The organism is Actinocrinis sp. (assembly GCF_035650855.1).
Lineage (GTDB): Bacteria > Actinomycetota > Actinomycetes > Streptomycetales > Catenulisporaceae > Actinocrinis.
The window spans coordinates 1-15,054 of sequence record NZ_DASRGV010000141.1 but is presented as its reverse complement, the minus strand read 5'-3'; the positions used below and the strand labels follow the sequence as shown (position 1 = coordinate 15,054).

Below are 15,054 nucleotides of genomic sequence, written 5' to 3'. Positions count from 1 at the left end.
GGCGAAGATCGAGACCACGCCGAGGATCGGCCGCGATATCGGCAGCACGATCTTCCACAGGATCATCAGCCGGGACGCGCCGTCGACCGCGGCCGCGTCGATGTAGTCGGAAGGTATCGAGTCGAAGAACCGCTTGAGCAGGAAGATGTTGAAGGCGTTGGCCACCGACGGCAGCCAGATCACCCATGGCGTGTTCACCAGGTTCCAGTGCACCAGCGGCAGGTTCAGCACCGTGAGGTACTGCGGGATGATCAGGATCGCGGCCGGGATCATCATGGTGGCCAGCATCATCCCGAGGATCAGGTTGCCGAGCACCGGCCGCAGCTTCGAGAGCGAATAGGCCGCCGCGACGCAGAAGGTCAGCTGCAGCGCGAGCGCGCCCCCGGCGTAAATGAGGGTATTGAGCAGCAGCCGACCCATGTGCAGCTCGTCCCACGCGGTGCGGTAGGGCGTGAGCTGCGGATGCGTGGGCACGAAGCTCGGCGGGTTCTGCACCAGCTGCGCGGTCGGCTTGAACCCTCCGGTGACCATCCAGTACAGCGGGAACAGGAAGACCAGGGTGAACAGCAGCACGACGGCGCACAGCGAGACCCAGTACACCCGGCGCCCGCTCCTGCGGTTCAGCTGCGCCCGGGAGATCAGGGTTCTGGACGGGGTGGCGTAGGCAGCAGCCATGTCAGGCCTCGTTCCCGCGTCGCTCGAGCCAGACGTACAGGACGGAGAAGACGCCCAGGACGATGAACATGATCACGCCGAGGGCCTCGGCGGTGTTGAAGTTGCTGAACTGGAAGGCGTAGTTGTACGCGAGGTACACGATGGTGACCGTCGAGCTCTCCGGACCGCCCCCGGTGGTCACGAAGGACTCGGTGAACATCTGCATCGTCGCGACGATCTGCAGCATCAGCAGCAGCGAGAGGATCGTGCGGGTCTGCGGGATGGTCACGTGCCACACCCGCTTGAGCAGCCCGGCTCCGTCGATCTCGGCCGCCTCGTAGAGCTCGCCCGGGATGCCCTGCAGCGCCGCGAGGTAAATCAGCACCGCGCTGCCCATGTTCGTCCAAGTGGAGATGATCACCAGGGACGGCATCGCGCTCGGCGCCGCGCCCCACCACTGCGAGGTGGGCAAATGCACCGCGTGCAGCAGCTGGTTGAGCAGTCCCGCGTTGGTCGGGTCCATGAAGTAGTTGCGGAAGAGCAGGATCCCGGCCACCGGCGGCAGCATCACCGGCAGGTATACCAGGATGCGCAGATACGCCTGCGCGTGCCGGAACTCGTTGATCACCACGGCGACGACGAACGGGAGCGCGAAGCCGAACAGCAGCGCGAGACCGGTGAACTGGAAGGTGTTGCGCCAGGCCTGCCAGAAGAACGGGTCCGCGGTGATCTGCCGGTAGTTGCGCAGCCCGGAGAAGGTGGTGTCGCCCAGGTGCAGCCGCTGGAAGGACTCGACGACCTCGCGGACCATCGGGTACCAGGTGAACAGCGCGAAGCAGATCACTGAGCCGATCAGGAATCCGTGCGCCCGCGCGTTCCGGTTCACTTCGCGCAGGAACCTGGCCTGCCGGCGCCGGACCGGCGCCGTGGTCCCGGTCCTGCCCGGCGCGATGACGATCGCCACCCGCTTCTCCCGTCTGGCTGATGCCGTGTGTCCGTGTCCTGCGATCGGTCGGCCTCGGCGCGCGGGTCCGGTAATGCGGACCGGACCCGCGCGCCGCGCCTGGTTTCGGTGCGGCGGCGCCGCCGGTCCTACTGGTTGGCCAGGATCTGGTTGACCTTGCTCTCGGCGTCGCCGAGCAGCTGCTGGATGTTCGCGTTCTTGTTCGTCAGCACCGCGGACATCGCGTTGTCCAGCACGGCGTAGATCTGCTGAGCGGCGATCGGCGGCTCACCGATGCCCGGAACCGGGTTGTTCAGGTACGGGGCGTAGTTGGCCACCGGCATGTTCGCGTTGGCCGCCTTCAACGCGGCGGCGTCGGCCTGGGCCATCGCGGTGTTCGGCGCCCACAGCTGCGGCTCGGGCAGACCGACGGCGATGAACTTGTTGGTGCCCGGGTCCCCGGAGAGGGCGACGTTGCGCGCGTAGTTGAACTGGCCCTGGCCGGGCGTCATGTACGCGTAGTTGATCCAGGCGATCGCGGCCTTGATCTGGTTCGGGGTGTCCGACTTCTTGAAGTAGAACAGGTCGCCGCCGTCCTGGGTGGCCGGCGCCGGGCCGTTCTGGCCGGGCATCGGGCCCAGGCCCCACTGCTGCGGGGTGGCGCCCAGCGAGTTGGTCAGGTGCGAGATGACGTCCGGCGCGCCGATGATCATGCCGACCTTGCCGGAGGCCAGCGGCGGGAAGGCGTCGGCCCACTGGGTCACCGGGGTCGCCCCGATGCCGCCGGACTGCCAGCGCATGTTGTACAGGTTCTGCAGCACCTGCTGGCCCTGCGCGTTGTTGAACGCGGCCTTCGTGCCGTCCGGGGTGGTCAGGCTGCCGCCGACGCTGTCGATCTCGTCGCCGAAGTGCCAGCCGCCGGTGTTTCCGCCGCTGTAGTCCTCGTAACCGGTGATCCCGCCGCCGAGCGCGGAGATCTTCGCGGCGTCGGCGGCCAGGTCGGCCCAGGTCGTCGGCGGCTTGTCCGGGTCGAGCCCGGCCCGCTTGAACAGGTCCCGGTTGTAGACCAGGCCGGTGGTGTAGTAGATCCGGGGCAGCGCGTACACCTTGCCGCCGTTGCTGATCTCCTTGGTCACCGTCGGCAGCAGATCCTTGATACCCGGCACGGTCTGCGGGTTGACGTAGGAGGAGATGTCCGCCGCATCGCCTGAGTTGAGCACCTGGTTCTGGTCGGTGAAGTAGGCGTAGAAGGCGTTCGTCTCGGTGTGGCCCTTGAGCATCGCGGTGAACGACGCGGGGTCCTCGCACTTGGTCTTCGGCAGCGGGTTGACCGTGACGTGCGGGTACTTGACCTTGAAGGTGGCCAGGTCGTCGTTGTACTGCGCCTGAAGGCCGGGCTGGTCGGAGGCCGGAGCGCAGTCGATGCTGACCGTGACGGTGGCGTTCGGGTCCAGCGGCTTGCCGTCCGCGGTGCCGTCGGCGCTGCTGCCGCCGCCCGAACCGCCGCTGCTCGAAGAGCAGGCGGCCGCGCCGAACGCCACGGCCGCGGCGCATGCGAACGCCGCGACCTTCTTTCGCTTGTGCCTTGCGGACATCTGTGTCCTCCCTGAGCGGAACCTGGGCACCGAGCCCTGCCCTCGGTCGAGTGAGGTCACTGTAGCGATGGCGACATCGTGCTGCAATAACTTGATGAGAGTCCGCAAAGATTCGACCTAGCGGTGCTACTCTGGCTACATCGCCTCCGCCGCGACTCGACTTCGACGCAACAAGGAAGTGCCGCCCCGTGACCTCGCCCGGCTCACGCCCCCTGCGCCCGGACATCGCACAGTCGGCGGCCACCGTCTCCGCGACGGGGCCTGCCATGGTGCCGAACGTGAGCGACCCGTCTTCAATAGGGACTGTGGCCCAGGACGGCACCGCACACCTGGCCGGCATCGCGCAGTGGTGGCGCGACGCCGCGATCTACCAGGTCTACCTGCGCAGCTTCGCGGACGGCGACGGCGACGGAATCGGCGACCTGCGCGGCGTGCGCGACCGCCTGGACTACCTCGCCGACCTGGGTATCGACGCGATCTGGCTGACCCCCTGGTATCCCTCGCCGATGGCCGACGCGGGGTACGACATCGCCGACTACCGCGACATCGATCCCGTATTCGGCTCCCTTGCCGACGCGGACGCGCTGATCGCCGAGGCACACCAGCGCGGCATCCGCATCATCATCGACGTGGTGCCCAACCACTGCTCGGACCGGCACCCGTGGTTCCAGGCCGCACTGGCCGCCGCGCCGCGCTCACCCGAACGCTCCCGCTTCTGGTTCCGCCCCGGCCGCGGCCCGGGCGGCGACCTGCCGCCGAACAACTGGGTCTCGCACTTCGGCGGCCCCGCCTGGACCCGGGTCACCGAACCCGACGGCCGCCCCGGCCAGTGGTACCTGCACCTGTTCGCCCCGCAGCAGCCCGACTTCAACTGGGCCAACGCCCAGGTGCGCGAGGAGTTCCTCAGCGTGCTGCGGTTCTGGCTGGACCGCGGCGTGGACGGCGTCCGCATCGACTCGGCCGCGATCCTGGTCAAGGACCCGTTCCTGGCGGACGTCGAGCACGAACTGCCGCCGCAGAACGTCCACGCGCCGGCGCAACAGAGCCCGGACACCGAGCCGCTGCACCCGTACACCGACCGCGACGGCATCCACGAGATCTACCGCGAGTGGCGGCGCGTCGCCGATTCGTACCCCGGCGGCAGAGTCCTGATCGGCGAGATCTGGCTGCCCGACCCGCGCCGCTTCGCGCTCTACCTGCGGCCCAACGAGATGCACAGCGCGTTCAACTTCGAGTTCCTGCGCTGCGCCTGGGACGCCGTGGCCCTTCGCCGCACCATCGACGACACCCTCGCCGCGCACGCCCCGGTCGGCGCCCCGGCCAGCTGGGTGCTCTCCAACCACGACGTCACCCGGCACGTCACCCGCTACGGCCGCGCCGACACCACCTTCGACTTCGCCGAGCGCCACCACGGCGACCCGCTCGACCTCGAGCTGGGCACCCGCCGCGCCCGCGCCGCCGCCCTGCTCACGCTCGCGCTGCCGGGCAGCGTCTACGTGTATCAGGGCGAGGAGCTAGGCCTCTGGGAGGTCGAAGACCTGCCGGACGCGGTACGCCAGGACCCGATGTGGCACCGCACCGGCGGCGCAGACCCCGGCCGCGACGGCTGCCGCGTGCCGCTGCCCTGGTCCGGCACGAGCGCACCGTTCGGCTTCAGCCCGGCCGGCGCGGCGGCGCGGCCCTGGCTTCCGCAACCCGCGACCTGGAGCGACTACACGGTCGAGGCGCAGTCCGAGGACCCGACCTCGATGCTGGAGCTGTACCGCGCCGCGCTTCGGCTGCGCCGGGACCAGCCCGCGCTGCGCAGCGAACGCGAGCCGCTGCGCTGGATCGCCGCCGAACCGGGCGTGCTGGCGTTTCGCCGCGGCGACGAGTTCGCCTGCGTGATCAATCTGTCCGACGCACCGGTCGAGCTTCCCGAGAATGACAGTGTGTTGTTGAGCAGCGACCCGCTTCACGGCGAGCTGCTGGCCCCCGACACCGCAGTCTGGCTGCGGTTGCGCGGACGCTGACACCGCCGTTCAACGGCGCGGCCGAGGCGACACGAGCAGCGCAGCGGTGCATCGGGTAGTACTTAGGGGCAGTACTAGCCGACCCGAGCTCCGCCGGGATAGCGTCGGCCGGTGACTGATGCTGACGCCCGCGCCGCCGATCCCGCTGTGTCTGACCCCGCTGTGTCTGATACCGCTGTGTCTGAACCTCCGGGCGCCGTTTCGCGCCGCCCCCGGCGCCGCGCCCAAGTCGTCCGGCTGCGCCCGGAGCACCGGGAAGAGTACCTGCGGCTGCATCGCGACGTCTGGCCCGAGGTGCTGGCCATGATCACCGCGTGCAACATCCGCAACTACTCGATCTACCTCCACGGCGACCTGCTCATCAGCTATTACGAATACATCGGCGAGGACCACGCCGCCGACATGGCGCGCATGGCCGCAGACCCCGCGACGCAACGCTGGTGGCAGCTGACCGACCCGTGCCAGGAACAGGTCCCGGGCGCGCAGCCGGGGGAGTGGTGGACCGTCCTGCCCGAGGTCTTCCACACGGACTGAACCCGGTCGGCCGGCGCGCCGCAGGCGTGAACCGCCGCGGCGCCGGCCGCGTGCTGCCTGCCGTGCTACCTCTCGCGCTCCAGAGGCGTCTGTACTTCATGACGTCGTCAAGTTTGGAGCCACCGTGGGTGATCGGGAATCCACTGGTCTCTTGCAATACCAGGAGTTCGCGACGGCGAGGGCTGGTCAGCTCTTTCGCATCGCGTACCTCATGTGCGGGGACTGGCACGAGGCGCAGGACCTGGTACAGACCTGTCTGGCCAAGCTCTACTCCTCGTGGCACCGCATCCAGAAGAGCGAGTCCGTGGACGCATACGCCCGCAAGGCGTTGCTGCACACGTACCTTTCGCACCGACGGCTGCGGCGCAGCGGAGAGATCCCGATCGCCGAGTTCGCCGAGGGTCGCGCCCCCGGTGACAACCCGGAGCTGCGGCTGGTCCTGATGGAGGCGCTGAGCACCCTGCCGCCGCGCAACCGCGCGGTGATGGTGCTGCGCTACCTCGACGACCTGAGCGTCGAGGACGTCGCCGGCCTGCTCGGCACCACCCCGGCCGCTATCAAGAGCATCTGCAACCGGTCGCTCAAGCAGCTGCGCTCGCTGCTCGGCGACGACCGCGAGCTGTTGTTCCAGGAGTGACGACGCCGCCCCATCCGCCCGCACCGCCCGATCGAACCGCCTCGAAGCGCAACCCCACGCAAACCCCGACCTCGGACCATCCATCCACCCAAGGGAACGCGATGAACGCCGCCGAAGACCGGCTATCCCAACTCATGGACGCCGCGACCTGCGCGCTCGACCCACCCATCGATTCCATCCTGGCCGCGGGCGAGCGCCTGGGGCGCGTCCGCAGGCGCCGCCGCCACGTCGCCATCGCTTCGGGCGCCGCGGCCATGGTGCTGCTCGCCGGCGTGGGCGTCGCCGTGGGGTTGCACGACACGGACCCCGAAGACAGCTACGGCGCGGCGGGCCACGTCATCGGCCCGTCGCACCTGGCCGTGCCGATTCCGGACTCGCTGGCGCCGAGCACGATCTCCTCGCCGGTTCCCAGCCCGACCACCGCGGGCCTGTTCGGGTTCAGCAATCTGAAGCATGGGCCCGGCGAGGCCCCGATCAACGCCCCGGCCGCGGTGACCATCCTGCGCAAACTCGTCGCCGCGACCTGGACCTTCGGCGACTACAAGCCCGCGTCCCGCGGTTCGCTGCTGCGGGTGAACGTCGATGACGGCAAGGGTGTCTCCCAGATCTTCGTGGACATCGCCCCGGTCGCGAACGGGGGAATCGACCCGGTGAACTGCGCGCTGCAGGGTCTCGGGCTGCCACAGGCCACGCCGTCCAGCGCCGCCAAGCTCCGCCCGAACGCATCGGGCACCTTGTCCGAGTGCTACACCGAGGGCAACACCGTCACCGGCGACACGGCCATGTTGGAGGTCATCGCGCCTCCAGCGTCCAAGGTCGTCGTCTACCGGGTCATCGTGAACCGGCCGGACGGGGTCGCGATCGAGATCACCGCGCAGAACGGTGATCCGGAAAGCGCCGCCAACGAGGTGACCCGCGCATTGCCCCCGCTGGACGTGGAGACCTGGGGGATCGTCGCCTCGAGTCCGATGTGGCAGCCCTATGTGCCGGCAGCCCTGGCCAAGTAGCCGACCCGGCGACGGGTGATCGGTCGCACGGGCGCGCCCGCCTTCGAAAAAAGCGCAGCATACAAGCGCGCATTGCGTCATGATGCAGACGGGCGCGCCTGCCCCACGCAGGCGCGCCCATGCGTCGAGTTTCCTTGCCATCCGTCGCGCTCCGCAAACCAGGCGTAGCGTTTTGATCACGCGGATCGAACCCGGCCGCCCGGCCCGGGGCGTGAAAGCCTAGGTCAGCGCTCGCGGAAGCCGCCCAGAAAACGCCGGAAGACGCCACCTTCGCGCGGCAGCGGCGCGGCCGGCGGCGGCGCGCTGGTGCGCTGCCGGGCGATCGGCCGGTCATAGTCGGTGCGCGCGATCGCGTCCACCGTCTGCGCCTCGTCGAAGTTCTCGGACCCCTCGATCACCGGTACGAAGCCGACCAGCATCCCGTCGCGCATCACCTGCGCCTCGAGTCCCGGGGTGTCGTCGGTGTCCCAGACCGCCTCGCGCCCGTCCGGCAGCGAGATCCGCACACCGATCTGGTACACGCCCTCGCGCGCGACATGCGCGTTGATGCCCCGATCACGCAGGGCGTCCACGACGCGCAGTGCTCTGTTCTCGTCCACCCTCGCCAGCCTATCGGTCGGTCTGCGTACCTTGCGGTTCCGGCCCTGAGTCGGTAACCCGAGCCCGGCTGCCTGATCTCAGGCGTACCTATGCAGGTAACGCACGTGAACGCCCGGCCGGTTCCGATGCCTGACCGAAGACCGCGGCCCGATAACACGCCGGGGTGATGCCGTAGCAGCGGCCGAACCACCGGGTGAGATGCGCTTGGTCGGTGAACCCGGTCTCGGCCGCCGCCTCGGCCGGGCTCAGCCCGTCTGCGAGCAACGCGCGCGCCGCCCGCAACCGCAACTGACGCTGATAGTCGCCGGGCGACATGCCGTACTCCGCGACGAAGGCGCGGTACAACGCGAACCGGCTGCACCCCGCCAACACCGAAAGCTCGTCCGCGCCGATCTCGCGCGCGTACTCCGCCCGCAGCAGATCGCGCACACGCAGCACACCCGCGTCGTGCCGGCCCACCTCGGGCTGTGCGTCCAAGGCGAACGCCATGCTGGTACGCAGGGGTGTGCGGCGCACGAGCGCGCGGATGGCGGCGTCCCGGGCCTCCTCGACCACGAGCCGTTGCCCGCCGGCGACAGCAGCGCTGAGTCTGCGCAGCGCGTCCGCAGCCGCGCGGTCATGCATCACGGGCTCGGCGAACAGCGGGGAACCGGTGCGGCGGCCGCGCTGATCGCCAAGGATCTCGATCACTTCCGCGTCCCGGATGTACACGATCGAGTAGGTGAACCCCAACGCGTCCGTGGCGTGCCCGTCGTGCGGCTCGTCCGGGTTGAACGCCATCACCATGCCCGCCGCGCTCGTCCGCTTCGCGCCGCGGCAGTTGAAGGTCTGCGCGCCCGACTCCGTGACGCCGAACGAGTAAGTGTCGTGGCTGTGCCGGTGGTAGCGGTGCGTCTCGAAGTGCGCCCGCATCACCTCGATCGAGCTGCCGGGCGCGCGCCAGTACCTGGCCCAGTCCCGCGCCCTCTTCTCCACCCTTCGATTCTGCAACAGCCGCACCACACCAGGGCGCACGAGCGTCCAAGACCGGCCCGCGCCGCGCGGCACACGATCAATCCCATGAGTGAGAACCCGAGCAGCGAGAGCGGCACCGCGCGGGCCTCTGCCGACACCAAGATCGCGGTCGACACCAAGATCGCAGTCGTCGTACGCGAGGACCTGGCCACCTGGCAGAAGCTCAACGTCACCGCCTTCGCGGTCAGCGGCATCGCGGCCACCGCGGCGCACACCATCGGCGAGCCCTACTTCGACGCCTCGGACATGCAATATCTGCCGATGTTCGGGCAGCCGGTCCTCGTCTTCGCCGCCACTGCCGCGCAACTGCGTAAGGCACACCGCCGTGCGTTGGAGCGTGAGCTGAGCATCGCCGTCTACCCGGAGGAACTGTTCGGCACGTTCAACGACGAGGACAACCGGGCTGTGGTGCGTAAGATCGCGACAGAAGACCTCTCCCTGGCCGGCCTGTCCGTTTACGGACAGCGCGCGCACGTCGATGCGGCGCTCAAGGGCCTTTCTCTCCACCGATGACCGGCCCAGGCAGGCGCCGCTCACAGGGCATCCACCCGCCCGGTTTCACCGCGTACCTCGCCCGACGAACCGTCAGGAGAAGACCGATGACAGACGCAGACACCGCACCGAACCCCGTCGACCTGTCGAGCGCCTACGCCTCCTTCGCCGCCGAGATCTGGGCGCCGCGCATCGCCGCGACCGTCAACGACTACGACGTGAAGATCGCCAACGGCCAGGGGGAGTACGTCTGGCACGCCCACCCGGAGACCGACGAGTTCTTCCTCGTCGTCGAGGGCCGGCTGACCATCGAGCTGGAAGACCGCGACCCGGTCGTGCTCGGCCCGCTGCAGCTGTTCACCGTTCCGCGCGGGGTGCGGCACAAGCCGTCCGCCGAGCCCGGAACCCGGCTGCTGTTCTTCGAGCCGCGCGGCACCGTCAACTCCGGCGACGCCGACCTGAGCGCCGACCCCTGGGTCTTCTCCACGGCCGGCCTCGCCCTCGGCGGCGCCGCGGGCGAGGCCTGAAACCCGCTCAGAGCCAGTCGCGCAGCCGGAACGCGACGTACAGGGTGACCGACAGCGCGATCATGATCCCGGTCGACGTCCAGAACCCGGCCGTGGAGCTGAACCCGGGATACGGCACGTTCTGCCCGTAGAAGCCGGTCACCGCCGTCGGCACCGCGATGATCGCCGCCCAGCTGGTCACCTTCTTCATGATCAGGTTCATCCGGTTGCCCTGGATGGTCAGCTGGGTCTCGCGAATGGTGCCGATCAGGTCGCGCAGGTTCTCGGTCCAGTCCGCGGCGCGGATCGCGTGGTCGTAGACGTCTTGGTAGTAGGGCGTCAGCTCGGAGCCGGACAGGCCCAGGTCCTGCCGCAAATGGATCAGCGAGTTGATGACCTCCCGCATCGGGCCGATCACCCGGCGGGCGGTGAGCAGCGAGCGGCGCAGGTCGTACAGCCGCCGCACCTCGTCCCCGGCCGGCCCGCCGTCCCAGTCGAAGACCTGGTCGCTGAGCTCCTCCGCCTCGTCGTCGAAGACCTGAAGCGCGGTGAAGTAGCTGTCCACGACATAGTCCAGCAGCCCGTAGATCAGGAAGCCGCAGCCGTGGCAGGCCAGGTCGGGCGAGTTGTCCCAACGCGCCACCACGTCGTCGATGTCGAACTGCCCGGCCCGGTGCACGGTGATCAGTGCGCGCTTGGTGATGAACGCGGTGATCGCGACCGTCTGCAGGTGCACGCCGTCGGAGACCCGGACGGCGTAGGCGTTGAAAAGCTGATGACCGTCATAGCGGTCGACCTTGGGGCGCTGCCTGCCGTTGATCACGTCCTCGACGGCCAGCGCGTGCAGCCCGAGCTCCGCGGCCAGCTCCTGCAGCTGCTGCGGCGACGGATCGGGCAGATCGAACCACACGTTCGCGTCGTCGTGTTCGAGCCAGTCCGACAGGTCCGGCAACGGGAAGTTCTCGGCGACGAGTTCGCCGTTGCGGTACGCGCGGCTGTGATGTTTCGGCTGGGGCTGCGTCTGAATCCGCGTCTGCGTCGCGGTTGAGGCAGAGCCGGATGCGGCGTCCGGTGCGCCTGAGGGCGACCCGGTCGGGCCGTCGGGATTGGGGTCGGTTGTCGACACGAAGCCGAGAATAGCGACTCGCCTGCCGAGGCCTGTCCGCTTTGGGCGCTAAGCTCGGATTCGGGCGATCTGATGACCGATCGGGGCGGCCGTGACCGCGCCCGCTAGCGTCCGCCTGTCCGCGTCCTCATCACTGTCCTCATCATCACTGTCGTCATCACTGTGGAGATAGATCCCTCGGGGGAGTCCGTCTGGCCCGTCGCCGGAAGGAGGCTCCGTTTCATGCGCCTGTCCATCCCGATCACGCTCGTGCTCGGCCTGACCGTGCTGTTGTTCGTCCGCAAGGACGACCTGAAGGCCTCGCACGCGCTCGCCGCGATCCTGCTTGGCTTCCTGCTGTCCACTACTGCCCTGGCCGGGCGGATCGGCCAGGTGGACAGCATGATCGCCGGCCTGCTCGGCGGTACCCTCTCCCCGCACTGACCATCCCGACGGCCCCGCCCTTACACACATTCGCCGCCCCGCCTCTCACGAAGTGCGGTCGCGAGAGGCGGGGCGGCGAGACCTGATCGCCCTTGCGGGCGCGGCAGGCGGCTTCTGCGTACCCGTCAGCCGACGGAGAAGTCGTCCGCGTACACATTTCCTTGGCTGTACCAACCGTGCACGAACACGGTGACCGTTCCGGAGGAACCGGTCGTGAACGAGACCGTCAGCTTCGTCCACGAACTCGACGAGGTCCACGTGCTCGCGCTGGCCCCGCCGCTGACACCGATGAACGCGTAGTTACCCTGCACCCAACCGCTTAGCGTGTAGCTCGTGTTCGCCTTGAGCGTCACCGTCTGGTCCAGCTCGCCGGTCTGGCTCGCTGTCGGCGCGATCAAAGCGGCGTGGCTGCCCGAGTGCACCGGGCTGGACACCACGGCGTCCCCGGCCTGACCGGTCCACGGGCTCAGGCTTCCGCTCTCGAATCCGCCGTTGGTCAGCGAACCTCCGCCGCCGGTGCCCGAGCCGTTGATCGTGAGCGAGTAGGTCGCGGTGTGGCTGCCGGAGGTCGCCGTGCCCTTCACGGTGATCGCGTACGTCCCCGGCGCGGCCGAGGACGAGGTCGCGAAGGTCACCGTCGAGGAGCCTCCGGCCGTCACCGACGCCGGATTGAACGACACGGTCACGCCCGAGGGCGCGCCGGATGCCGACAGACTCACCGATTGCGCCGAGCCGGAGGTCACCGCCGTGCTGACCTGCGCGGTCGTCGACGAGCCCGGATTCACCGAGGCCGATCCCGGCGAGAGCGACAGCGAGAAGTCGTTGCCCGGGTTCGTGGTGCCGCCGGAGAACGGCTCGAAAGTGTGACTGAAGTACCACTGGCTCTGCGAGATCCCGGAGCAGTTGTCCTGACCTCCGGTGCCCGGGCAGTTGCCGTTGTCGCGCTGCAACGCCCAGAAGGAGAGCTCGTTGATGCCCTTACTGACCGCCCAGTTGTACACCGTCGGCGCGTCAGCCGTGGTGAAGGTCTCCGCCGCACCGTAGTCGTCGATGCCCGGCATCTCGGTCACGCCGATCATCGCCCACTTCTGCGCCGAGGTCTTCGACGGGTACAGCGAGCCGAGCTGGTTGTACAGGCCGGTCGCGGCGTTCTCGGTGTCAGTCGCCATCTCATGCGTAGCGCCGTCGTAGTAGTCGAAGGTCATGATGTTCACGACGTCGACACGCGCGTTGTTCGAGACGGCGTTCTGCAGCACGGCCAGCCCGGAGGAGTCCAGCCCCGAGGTGGTCGTCGGCAGCGTGTACGAGAACTGCACCGTGCGGCCGGTGCTCGCCGCCCAGCTCTCCACCTGCGCGATCGCCTTGTTGCGGCGGTCGATGCCGGCGCTGTTGGTCAGCGAGTTGGCCTCGGTGTCCAGGTCGATCCGGGTCACGTTGTACGTCGTGACCAGGCTCTCGTAGGCGGCGGCGATCGACGAGACGTTGGTGCAGCTGTCCGCGATCTCCGTGTTCGTGGTGTCCGCGGTGTAGCCGCCGAAGGACGGGATGACGTTGCCGCCGTTGGCCTGGATCGTGCTGATCGAGCTGCCGAAGGTCGAGGAGGAGACCGGCATGCTCGTGCTGCCGTTCCAGTCGACCGTGCAGGACCCGGCGGAGGCGGTCTGCAGGAAGGCCATCGTGAGGTATTTCGCGCCCGACTGCGAGGAGAGGGTGGCCGGGTCGTCGCCGGTCCAGGCCTCGAAGTACGGGGCGAACATGTGCGCGGGCACCGGCGTGGCGGCCTGCGCCCCGCTGGCGCCGCCGATCACCACGAACCCGGCGGCAACGGCGGTGGTGGCGAGCGCGGTGAGGGTCAGGCGGGTCTTGCCGGTAAGGCGCCGGGCGGATGCCCGAGTGGCGGTCAAGCGCATGAAATCTCCAGCGAAGGCAACGGCTGAGGTACCGGACTGTTGGCACAGGAACCGGACGGCGCCCGAACCGCTTAAGTACTGCCGGGCGCGCACCGGTCTTGCCGCGCCGGCCAGGCGTCGCCGTAGCCGCACCAGGCGCGTGAGCACGAGTTAACCGAGGGTCGGCCCACACCACCGCGCCGACCTGCGGAAGCTTCGGGCTTCGAGCCGATCGGGCGCCTGTGGTATGGACCACTGCACGCCCATGATTGGACTAGACCACGACTCTGTCAAGGACTCTGCCCAGAACCCCGATGCGACGACCCGCCCGGCTTTCGGGACCCGCCCCGACTGCCGCTACGCTCACCCCCAACGCAGCAGCAAGCAGACGCAGTGAACAAACGCAGTGAACAAACGCAGTGGACAGATACAGGGGCGCCGTGATGTTCGAGCTCGGAACCGACGGACCGCTGGTGATCCTGGCGGGCATCGACGGGTCGGAGTCGTCGATGCGGGCGGGCGCTTACGCGGCCGGCCTGGCCCGGCGGCAAGGCGCCAAGCTCGTGCTCGCCTACTTCCGCCCGCTCGGGATGGGCAACCCGCAGGCTGGCGCGGCCATGGCGCAGCTGGGTCTTGAGAACGCCGCGGATCTTGAGCGGCAGATCCGTGACGGCGTCGAGCGCGTGCCGCCTGGGCAGCGGGTGCGCTGGGAGTTCTACACCGCCGAGGGAGACCCGTATCGCGGCCTGATCGAGCTGGCCGACCGCATCCGGGCCGACGCGGTCGTCATCGGCGCCTCCGAGTCGGCCGGGCACCGGTTCCTCGGGTCAGTCGCGGTACGCCTGGTCAAAGCGGGCCGCTGGCCCGTCACCGTCGTCCCCTGACGGCCAGCCCCTCGCCCCCGCATCCACCTCGGCCCTCACTCCATCAGTCGCGCACCACGCACCTGAACCCCAAGTGGCATGTCGCCGTGTCCTCGGTCTGCCCTTGGCGCGCCGCCGGACGGTAACGCAGCGAGTAGTTCGGCGCGCAGAGATGCGAACCGCCCTTCGTCACGCGCCGCGGATACCGCTCCAGCGCCTCCTCAGGCGGCAGACCGTCGTATGACACACCGTTTGATCCGTAAGGCAGTCCGGGCAACGCGCCGCTGTGGTCCTCGGTGAAGTAGTCGGCCGTCCACTCCCACACGTTGCCGGTCATGTCGTACAGGCCGTGCCCGTTCGGCGGGTACATGCACACCGGCGTCGTGCTCGGCTGGTGATGGCCGCCGACATCGGGGGAGTAGTGCCACGGGAACTCGCCGTGCCAGGTATTCGCCATCCGCCGTTCCCGCGGCATGAAGTCATCGCCCCACGCGAACACCGCGCCCTCCAGCCCGCCGCGCGCCGCGTACTCCCACTCGGCCTCAGTCGGCAGGCTCTTGCCGGCCCACGCCGCGTACGTGGCCGCGTCTTCATAAGCAATCTGGGTTACCGGGTGCATCTCCCGGCCTTCCACGGTGCTCTGCGGACCAAGCGGATGCCGCCAGTCCGCGCCCGGCACGAACGACCACCACTCGCGCCAGTCCTCCAGACCGACCGGCTGCGGCGGCATCCGGAACACCAGCGCTCCCGGCACCAGAG

The 15,054-nt window shown here is 68.9% G+C and carries 16 protein-coding genes; 8 read left to right on the top strand and 8 right to left on the bottom strand.

Going from position 1 to position 15,054, the window contains the following annotated elements; genetic code table 11:
- The 3 genes from VFB40_RS11110 to VFB40_RS11100 all read right to left on the bottom strand — a co-directional run.
- Positions 1-675, bottom strand: a 675-nt coding sequence (locus VFB40_RS11110) for a carbohydrate ABC transporter permease (protein ID WP_324849633.1), incomplete at its 3' end; no start/stop codon positions are given.
- Position 676: 1 nt separating this feature from the next.
- Positions 677-1,618, bottom strand: coding sequence for a carbohydrate ABC transporter permease (locus VFB40_RS11105; protein ID WP_324849631.1), 942 nt, complete (start codon positions 1,616-1,618; stop codon positions 677-679).
- Between the two features lie 128 nt (positions 1,619-1,746).
- Positions 1,747-3,192: an ABC transporter substrate-binding protein gene (locus VFB40_RS11100; RefSeq protein WP_324849629.1), complete on the bottom strand. Its 1,446-nt coding sequence runs from the start codon at positions 3,190-3,192 to the stop codon at positions 1,747-1,749.
- A gap of 266 nt (positions 3,193-3,458) precedes the next feature.
- Between VFB40_RS11100 and VFB40_RS11095 the strand changes: the two genes are divergently transcribed.
- The 4 genes from VFB40_RS11095 (at position 3,459) to VFB40_RS11080 (ending at position 7,382) form a co-directional block, all read left to right on the top strand.
- The gene (locus VFB40_RS11095) at positions 3,459-5,204 is read left to right on the top strand and encodes a glycoside hydrolase family 13 protein (protein WP_414642076.1); all 1,746 of its coding nucleotides are present in this window, start codon (positions 3,459-3,461) and stop codon (positions 5,202-5,204) included.
- 177 nt (positions 5,205-5,381) lie between these two features.
- Positions 5,382-5,738 carry an L-rhamnose mutarotase gene (locus tag VFB40_RS11090; RefSeq protein WP_324849625.1) on the top strand — a complete coding sequence of 119 codons (357 nt, stop codon included), beginning with the start codon at positions 5,382-5,384 and terminating at the stop codon, positions 5,736-5,738.
- Positions 5,739-5,889: 151 nt separating this feature from the next.
- Positions 5,890-6,375, top strand: coding sequence for a SigE family RNA polymerase sigma factor (locus tag VFB40_RS11085; RefSeq protein ID WP_324849623.1), 486 nt, complete (start codon positions 5,890-5,892; stop codon positions 6,373-6,375).
- A 101-nt stretch (positions 6,376-6,476) separates the two neighbouring features.
- Entirely contained in the window at positions 6,477-7,382 is a 906-nt protein-coding gene (locus tag VFB40_RS11080) for a hypothetical protein (RefSeq protein ID WP_324849620.1), read from the top strand.
- A 224-nt stretch (positions 7,383-7,606) separates the two neighbouring features.
- Here VFB40_RS11080 and VFB40_RS11075 read toward each other — a convergent pair whose 3' ends face one another.
- On the bottom strand, positions 7,607-7,981 hold the full coding sequence (locus VFB40_RS11075) for a hypothetical protein (protein ID WP_324849618.1): 375 nt from the start codon (positions 7,979-7,981) through the stop codon (positions 7,607-7,609).
- An 88-nt stretch (positions 7,982-8,069) separates the two neighbouring features.
- Positions 8,070-8,957: an AraC family transcriptional regulator gene (locus VFB40_RS11070; protein ID WP_324849616.1), complete on the bottom strand. Its 888-nt coding sequence runs from the start codon at positions 8,955-8,957 to the stop codon at positions 8,070-8,072.
- Between the two features lie 84 nt (positions 8,958-9,041).
- Between VFB40_RS11070 and VFB40_RS11065 the strand changes: the two genes are divergently transcribed.
- Together VFB40_RS11065 and VFB40_RS11060 are read left to right on the top strand one after the other, a co-directional pair.
- Positions 9,042-9,509, top strand: a complete 468-nt coding sequence (locus VFB40_RS11065; RefSeq protein WP_324849614.1) for a PTH2-like family protein — start codon at positions 9,042-9,044, stop codon at positions 9,507-9,509.
- A gap of 86 nt (positions 9,510-9,595) precedes the next feature.
- Entirely contained in the window at positions 9,596-10,015 is a 420-nt protein-coding gene (locus VFB40_RS11060) for a cupin domain-containing protein (RefSeq protein ID WP_324849612.1), read from the top strand.
- Positions 10,016-10,022: 7 nt separating this feature from the next.
- Here VFB40_RS11060 and VFB40_RS11055 read toward each other — a convergent pair whose 3' ends face one another.
- A complete protein-coding gene (locus tag VFB40_RS11055; protein WP_324849609.1) occupies positions 10,023-11,120 on the bottom strand; it encodes a magnesium transporter CorA family protein in 1,098 nt (365 codons plus the stop codon).
- A gap of 222 nt (positions 11,121-11,342) precedes the next feature.
- Here VFB40_RS11055 and VFB40_RS11050 point away from each other — a divergent pair, with 222 nt between their 5' ends.
- Positions 11,343-11,543 (top strand): hypothetical protein, encoded by a 201-nt coding sequence (locus VFB40_RS11050; RefSeq protein ID WP_324849607.1) that lies wholly within the window; start codon positions 11,343-11,345, stop codon positions 11,541-11,543.
- A gap of 125 nt (positions 11,544-11,668) precedes the next feature.
- Here the strand turns inward: VFB40_RS11050 and VFB40_RS11045 are convergent, their stop codons facing one another.
- Positions 11,669-13,453: a glycosyl hydrolase family 18 protein gene (locus tag VFB40_RS11045; RefSeq protein ID WP_324849605.1), complete on the bottom strand. Its 1,785-nt coding sequence runs from the start codon at positions 13,451-13,453 to the stop codon at positions 11,669-11,671.
- A gap of 422 nt (positions 13,454-13,875) precedes the next feature.
- Between VFB40_RS11045 and VFB40_RS11040 the strand changes: the two genes are divergently transcribed.
- Positions 13,876-14,316, top strand: a complete 441-nt coding sequence (locus VFB40_RS11040; protein ID WP_324849603.1) for a universal stress protein — start codon at positions 13,876-13,878, stop codon at positions 14,314-14,316.
- 43 nt (positions 14,317-14,359) lie between these two features.
- Here VFB40_RS11040 and VFB40_RS11035 read toward each other — a convergent pair.
- Positions 14,360-15,054, bottom strand: a 695-nt coding sequence (locus VFB40_RS11035; RefSeq protein WP_324849601.1) for an SUMF1/EgtB/PvdO family nonheme iron enzyme, incomplete at its 5' end; no start/stop codon positions are given.

Coding starts and splice junctions, on each gene's coding strand:
- VFB40_RS11100 (WP_324849629.1), bottom strand. CDS start 3,192: ATGTCCGCAAGGCACAAGCGAAAGAAGGTCGCGGCGTTCGCATGCGCC.
- VFB40_RS11095 (WP_414642076.1), top strand. CDS start 3,459: ATGGTGCCGAACGTGAGCGACCCGTCTTCAATAGGGACTGTGGCCCAG.
- VFB40_RS11080 (WP_324849620.1), top strand. CDS start 6,477: ATGAACGCCGCCGAAGACCGGCTATCCCAACTCATGGACGCCGCGACC.
- VFB40_RS11065 (WP_324849614.1), top strand. CDS start 9,042: ATGAGTGAGAACCCGAGCAGCGAGAGCGGCACCGCGCGGGCCTCTGCC.
- VFB40_RS11060 (WP_324849612.1), top strand. CDS start 9,596: ATGACAGACGCAGACACCGCACCGAACCCCGTCGACCTGTCGAGCGCC.
- VFB40_RS11050 (WP_324849607.1), top strand. CDS start 11,343: ATGCGCCTGTCCATCCCGATCACGCTCGTGCTCGGCCTGACCGTGCTG.
- VFB40_RS11045 (WP_324849605.1), bottom strand. CDS start 13,453: ATGCGCTTGACCGCCACTCGGGCATCCGCCCGGCGCCTTACCGGCAAG.
- VFB40_RS11040 (WP_324849603.1), top strand. CDS start 13,876: ATGTTCGAGCTCGGAACCGACGGACCGCTGGTGATCCTGGCGGGCATC.